This is a genomic window from Schlesneria sp., assembly GCF_036405755.1.
Classification (GTDB): Bacteria; Planctomycetota; Planctomycetia; order Planctomycetales; family Planctomycetaceae; genus Schlesneria; species Schlesneria sphaerica.
Genome location: NZ_DASWWZ010000361.1, coordinates 1 through 6,168 on the forward strand (window position 1 = coordinate 1; position 6,168 = coordinate 6,168).

The following is a 6,168-nucleotide window of genomic DNA, read 5'->3' on the forward strand; positions in this document are numbered from 1 at the left end:
CGCTTGTTCGTGTCTGGATGCGCTGGTAGGTAACCGACGAGGGTGTGTCGTGACCGGAAAAACTGAGGACATTGAAGTGCGGCTGCTTCTGGAAGCGGTCTTCAGGAAGTACCACTACGATTTCCGTGGCTACTCGATGGCCTCCGTGAAACGAAGGATGAAACAGGCGAAAGAGCATTTTGAGTGCACGACGATCTCTCAACTGCAGGATCGCGTTCTGCACGATGAGTCAGTATTACCGGCACTGTTGTCCTACCTCACTGTTCAGGTCAGTGAGCTGTTCCGAGATCCCTCTTACTACAAGGCGTTGAGGGAACTCGTGGTACCCCACCTGAAGACCTATCCCTCGTTGAAAGTATGGGTGGCCGGATGCAGTACGGGGGAAGAGCTGTATTCTTTAGCGATTTTGTTCCGTGAGGAAGACTTGGAAGACAGAACGATCTTCTACGCGACCGATATAAACCCGAACGCGTTGAAACAGGCGGAAGCGGGGGTGTATTCGCTCGATCGGATCGCCAAATTTACGGAAAATCATCAGCGGTCCGGTGGGAAATCCTCGTTATCCGACTATTACACAGCGAATTATCGCGGCGCCATTTTTGATAAGACTTTGCGGATGCGAACGGTCTTCGCGGATCATAGCCTGGTGTCTGACTCCGCTTTTGCAGAAGTCCATTTTGTCTCGTGCCGTAATGTCTTGATTTATTTCGATTTGGAGAATCAGAACCGAACGATCGGGCTGTTTGTCGATTCGCTTGTCCGCAAAGGATTTCTTGGATTGGGTTCGAAAGAGAGTTTGCGCTTCACACGTTATGCAGACTCATTTACCGAATTCTCTCGCGAAGATCGCATTTTTCAGAAACGAGGGACGCCGTGAACGGGCTTGCCCCTACCATGAAGGCAGAATCTCGACAGCAGGTCGCTGCCGTTGTGATCGGTACGTCCGCGGGGGCTTTAGAGGCCCTTTCGACGTTGTTGTCCCCCCTCCCGTCGACGTTTTCAGTGCCGATTCTCTGTGTCGTGCACCTGCATCCCGATATGAAAAGTTCGATCGCCGAATGCCTGAGCCACAAGTGTCTGATCAGGGTCTGCGAAGCCGAGGACAAAGAGCCACTCGCTGGTGGTACTGTTTATCTCGCACCCCCCGATTACCATCTGCTGGTGGAAGAAAACAGGCGCCTCTCGCTATCGAACGAGGCACCGGAGTATTTCTCACGTCCCTCGATCGATGTGCTGTTCGAATCGGCCGCTGATGTCTACGGACGGAACCTGATTGGGGTCATCTTAACCGGAGCGAACCGCGATGGGGCGCGAGGATTAAAAGCCATTGAAGACGCCGGTGGTACAGCTCTGGTCCAATTACCCGATACGGCATTCGCTCGGGAAATGCCACAGTCAGCACTCGATGCGTGCACTCACGCTCGAGCCCTTACCCTCCAACAGATTGCAACCTACCTGATGGAGGCCGTGTTGCAGCGATGACTAGCGCCGTTGAACCCGTTTATTTTTTGCTTGTTGACGATCTGGAAGAGAATCTTTTCGCGCTCGAAGCACTGCTACGGCGTGAGGGGCTGGTTCTACTGAAAGCCCGATCGGGTGTCGAAGCGCTTGAGTATTTGCTTCAGGAGGAAGTCGCTCTTGCCATCGTCGATGTTCAGATGCCGGGAATGGATGGATTTGAACTGGCGGAACTCATGCGTGGAAGCGAGCGGACTCGGCGCGTTCCGATCATTTTTCTGACGGCGGGGGCTTCGGACTGGAATCGGCGTTTTCGCGGGTACGAGGCGGGAGCGGTCGATTTCCTTCAAAAGCCAATCGAAGCCGACGTGATCAAAAGCAAGGCTGAGGTTTTCTTTGAGCTCTTCAAACAGCGTCAGGAAGTCGCTCATCAACGGGATGAACTCAAAACCGCGTCGGAAGAGATCAAGCGGCTGTTAAAAGAAAGCCTGATGTACGCGCAGGCGCTGCGTGACGCCGACCAAAGGAAAGACGACTTTCTGGCTATGCTGGCGCACGAATTGCGCAACCCGCTTGCACCGGTCAGGAACGCAGTTGAAATCCTGAGGCTTCCAGGCGTAACAGAAGTCGAGATCGCTCAGACGCGCGAGATCATCTTCCGCCAGGTAACGCACATGGTCCGTCTGGTGGATGATCTGCTGGATGTGGCAAGAATCGCGCGCGGGAAAATTGCCCTGCGGATTGAGCGGTGCGATCTGGGTGCAATCGTGCGACAAACCACAGAAGACTACCGTCAGACACTGGCGGACGCGGGGGTCACCCTGAAGCTGAATGTGGCAGCAGCCCCGATGTGGGCTTCTGGCGATCCAATTCGAATTGCCCAGATCTTCGGTAATCTGCTGCACAACGCGGCCAAATTTACGCCGCGCGGCGGGTTAGTTGAAATCTCAGCCTGGCCTGATGTGCAGACATCGCAGGCCGTCATTTTCGTTCGAGACACCGGGGTGGGACTGGACGAGGCCGTACTTCAGAATCTTTTCGAGCCCTTTTCCCAGGCGGACCAGAAGCTGGATCGTGACAAAGGTGGCCTCGGACTGGGCCTCGCGCTGGTTAAAGGTCTGGTGGAGCTTCATTCCGGGTCGGTCGTGGCCGAGAGCGATGGAGTTGGTAAAGGCTCCAAATTCACGCTCCGGATTCCACTCGAACCAGATTCAATCGGAAAGCTCGAAAAGCTGGCGAGTGACAGCTCGCAGGACGAAGAATGCCGGTTACGAATTCTGCTGGTAGAAGACAATCGCGATGCCGCCATCACACTCAAAATGCTGCTGACCCTGATGGGCCATGATGTCTGCGTTGCACATGACGGCCCTGAGGGATTGGCGCTGGCATTGTCGGTATTGCCCGAGGTCGTCATCTCGGATCTGGGACTTCCTGGCGCAATCGATGGGTATTCACTCGCGAATGCATTGCGAGCCGAGCCGAATTTGTCGGATGTTTATCTGATTGCCCTCAGTGGCTACGGGCAGGACGACGACCGGCGAAAAACAGAAGGTGCGGGATTCCACCGGCATTTCGTAAAACCTGTGGAGCCGGAAAGTTTGAAAGACGCCTTAAACGACTTTGTTCTTCAGCGTCGGCGCGCCAAAGTGCAGAGACCGATGGCGTCGGTCTCCGAGACGAACGGTGACCAGCCTCATCAGTAGGGCATCGTCAACGAATCACATTTGGCTGCCACTGAAGAACTGTGCTCAGTGGTGCAGAGCTTTGTCCCGCGCCAATGACGAGAAAAACGTCACTGCGCCGACGACCAGGAGGCGGTGGAATTCGGCCTGAAAATCCAAACATGGACATCCATCACTCGGAGGGAATGCAGATGGGACCCTGCGTTGATGTTCAGGAACGGCCGACACGGACGACCTATTCCAGTAGGGAAGGGTTCTGTGGACACTTGCCGGACAGGAAAGAGTCTCGAAGTAACTAACCCGCAGGATTAGCCTTCCATCCGTTGACGCAGTTCATCCCGCTCGCGGCGAGTAATCTCGAGATCAAACATCAAATACTTGATATCGACTCGCAGTTGTGAGAGGGCTTCCTGTACGCGTTCCAGAGTCTGATTGCGACGGAGAGCCGTGTTCAGAACGCGTTGGAAGGCGACGTCCAGTTCCGGAGGTCGGGTCGGCGAGAGCGTGTCAATCAATTGTCCAAGTTCAGACAACTCCTCAGGCACGACATCGTCGTCCTGTGGAGTTGGGATGTTGAACCGTCGATTACTTGGGCTCACGAATGATTCCTTCTCGCCATAATTTGTACAGTACTCTGGCTCATGCCTTCGTGATTCGATTGTGTTCTGCAGACAGGAGCGTTCACAATCAAAAAACTGGTCGGCGTCACAGTTTTGCGGATCTGCGGCCGATTGTTCCGTCCCGTCACAATTCACCTAGGCGATTCTTGGGAAGTCCATTAGGATTATCGACTTAACTCGCTCGAAAAGGATTGCCGACAAGCGAGTGTATCATTGAATTTGCCCAGATGGTGCGGTCGCATCGCACCGGAGTGGGGATCTGATCGGTTATACAAGTTATGCCGTCAGATTCGCTCTCGAATTGGATTGCAGAAACGAAGCGACTTTGAAGCCGACCAGTTTGTACTCAGGGACGAGTCCATTCATGCCAAAATTGACATTCATCGTCGTGCTGTTGGCGTTGTGGTTTCTTCCACGAACAAGTCTTAATGCAGGGGATTTTACGGCCGAATTTGAAGGGCCGGAAAATTCGTGGCAGGTGCGGCTGCGCGCACAGGATGCAAGTCTTGCGATCCACCAGCGCCGACGTGGGGCGGGTCGCGAGGGGGGCGCAGAAGTCATTCGCGTTAATTCCCTCAAAGAGAATACGCCCGTTCGGATTGAACATCCATTACCCCCCGCCACTGTACTGGATGAGCTTGAGGTGGCGGTGTGGGTGAAATCGGACCGGGAAGGATTTTCACTCGCATTGAAAGTCATCCTCCCCGAGTTTATCGATCCTGAGACCAATTCGCCGTGCACGCTCATCATTGTCGGGGACCAGTACCGGACTCCGGGGCAGTGGCAACAATTGAAATGCCAGACGAAGGAACGGGCTGTTCGAGAACAACTGCAACTGAAGCGGGCGCTCAAACAGATCACTCGTGACCCGCGGGAGATGTACGTCGACCAAGTGATTCTGGGGGGACAGCTTCCACCCGGTCCCACTGACGTTGCTTTGGATGATTTGTCGGTAAGGCCGTTTGTCGCTTACGAAAAAACACTTAAGGGAATGGACCCGGAATCGATTCAGCAGGCCGGGAAGTCAACCGACAATCCGCGGCCGGCGGTCGCCGCGGCACGAATTCCTGTTCAGTTTCGACTGCACCGACTTTCAGTCGAGGATCGCCCGTTCTTTCCCCGGATGATCACCTACCAGAACGAGCGCCCGGAGGTCCTGGCCGATGCCGGCGCCAATGTCGTCTGGGTACCTGATTTTGAAGATTCTGTCGTCACCGGACAACTTCGTCGGCAAGGGCTATGGGTCACTGCGGCACCTCCCTACGCAAAGGGGGCTGACGGTGAGGCACTGGATTCTGAAGATGCCAGCCTGCTTCCATTCGGCACGAACACGTCTTCGGTCCTTTTCTGGATGCTGGGAGCACGCATGAAACTGGATGGTCCTCCCAAGCTGACGAGCTGGACCAACCAGATCCGGGACGCCGATCGGGGCGTTCGGCGACCCATTGCCGCAGATGTGATCGAGAACGAGCGGCTCGTATCCCGGCACGTTGACATGCTAGGAGTCAGTCGACATGTCATTCACAGCATCTGCTCGCTGGCCGACTATCGTGACTGGATGATTCAACGACGCGAGCAGGCGTGGCCTGATTCATTCTGCTTTACCTGGATTCAAACGGAACCGGCACCTCAGGTCAGCGATCTGGCTCGAGGCGTGCGGACGCGACCGATGCTGGAGCCTGAACAGATCCGGCTACAGGTCTACGCCGCTTTGGGGGCGGGTTGCCGTGGACTGGGTTTCTGGACGACGACTCCGTTAGACGAGGACTCGCCGGCTGCACGTGAGCGACTGCTGGCTCTGTCGCAACTGAATCTCGAACTCCAACTCTTCGAGCCCTGGATTGCATCGGGTGGTAAGCCCGAACTGGTCACATTTGCCATCGATACCCCACGCCAGCAGTACAGTATCGGCGTCCGGGGAATTCGGCCTGTCACTCCCCCTGCCAGTCCGGCAAGTCGGGCGAGGAATGCGAAGATTCTGGCTGCGAACCAATCACGTGAACTCACGGCGGCAATGATCGGATCGGACCGGGGGGCCCTGCTGTTGCCGATGTGGCTCGAAGAAAACAGCCAGTTTGTGCCTGGGCCACTCGCCGCACGGAATATGTCGATCATCGTTCCCGGTGGGGGGGAGACAGCAGCGGCGTGGGAGATCACGACGACCGGCCGCCTCAGAAATCTCAATCGCGAACCGGCCGCAGGAGGTGTGAAGATCAGTCTTCCACGGTTGGATCAGACAGCCGCGATCCTGCTGACGTCGGACCAGCAACTCGTCGCGGAACTGAACGAACAGATCGCCAGCATTCAAGATCGAAGCGCCTACCTCTGTGTCGAACTGGCGAAGTTGAAAATGGCCCGCGTTCTCGAAATCGACCAGACCCTTCAGGGAATGGGGGTTGGTCGACCGG

General features: G+C 55.7%; 5 protein-coding genes. 4 read left to right on the forward strand and 1 reads right to left on the reverse strand.

Annotation, left to right across the window (positions count from 1 at the left end; genetic code table 11):
* Positions 1 to 49: 49 nt before the first annotated feature.
* Genes VGE80_RS12415 through VGE80_RS12425 form a run of 3 tightly spaced genes read left to right on the forward strand, consistent with a single transcriptional unit; the run spans position 50 to position 3,161 of the window.
* Positions 50 to 877: a CheR family methyltransferase gene (locus tag VGE80_RS12415; protein WP_373652435.1), complete on the forward strand. Its 828-nt coding sequence runs from the start codon at positions 50 to 52 to the stop codon at positions 875 to 877.
* 17 nt (positions 878 to 894) lie between these two features.
* Positions 895 to 1,482, forward strand: a complete 588-nt coding sequence (locus VGE80_RS12420) for a chemotaxis protein CheB (RefSeq protein WP_373652434.1) — start codon at positions 895 to 897, stop codon at positions 1,480 to 1,482.
* Entirely contained in the window at positions 1,479 to 3,161 is a 1,683-nt protein-coding gene (locus VGE80_RS12425) for a response regulator (protein WP_440592890.1), read from the forward strand. Before VGE80_RS12420 ends, VGE80_RS12425 begins: the two co-directional genes overlap by 4 nt.
* A 287-nt stretch (positions 3,162 to 3,448) precedes the next feature.
* Here the strand turns inward: VGE80_RS12425 and VGE80_RS12430 are convergent, their stop codons facing one another.
* A complete protein-coding gene (locus VGE80_RS12430; protein ID WP_440592891.1) occupies positions 3,449 to 3,739 on the reverse strand; it encodes a transcriptional regulator in 291 nt (96 codons plus the stop codon).
* 385 nt (positions 3,740 to 4,124) lie between these two features.
* Between VGE80_RS12430 and VGE80_RS12435 the strand changes: the two genes are divergently transcribed.
* The coding region (locus VGE80_RS12435) for a hypothetical protein (RefSeq protein ID WP_440592892.1) at positions 4,125 to 6,168 on the forward strand (2,044 nt) is incomplete at its 3' end.

Coding starts and splice junctions, on each gene's coding strand:
- VGE80_RS12420 (WP_373652434.1), top strand. CDS start 895: ATGAAGGCAGAATCTCGACAGCAGGTCGCTGCCGTTGTGATCGGTACG.
- VGE80_RS12425 (WP_440592890.1), top strand. CDS start 1,479: ATGACTAGCGCCGTTGAACCCGTTTATTTTTTGCTTGTTGACGATCTG.